The 243-nt window shown below is 50.2% G+C and carries 1 protein-coding gene and 1 pseudogene; both read right to left on the reverse strand.

What is annotated here, in order from left to right:
* On the reverse strand, positions 1 to 114 hold a 114-nt coding region (locus FN960_RS24670), incomplete at its 3' end, for a NinE family protein (RefSeq protein WP_032289801.1).
* Positions 114 to 243 (reverse strand): annotated as a pseudogene (gene ybcN / locus FN960_RS22355) (DNA base-flipping protein YbcN); the annotation flags it as partial. The pseudogene ybcN and the gene FN960_RS24670, both read right to left, overlap by 1 nt.

Genomic DNA, 243 nt, shown 5'->3' on the forward strand with positions numbered 1-243 from the left:
GGTATATCCGAGCAGTGTTGGTATTTCGGATGGTTTCAGCTCAGGCTTACGCTTACGACGATTTGGTACTTTGTAGATGTGTCCGTTCATGACACGAATAAGCGGTGTAGCCATTACGCCTCCTGCTTATCACGCAGCAGCTGGAACTCGCAGCTCTGCGGAATAGTCAGGTGGCAGCCAATATTCATCGCCCAGGCTTCAACCTTACACAGGAAGACATACATCTCTCCGGTATCAAGGTCG

This window comes from Alkalicoccobacillus porphyridii (assembly GCF_007293315.1).
GTDB classification, from domain to species: domain Bacteria; phylum Bacillota; class Bacilli; order Bacillales; family Bacillaceae_D; genus Alkalicoccobacillus; species Alkalicoccobacillus porphyridii.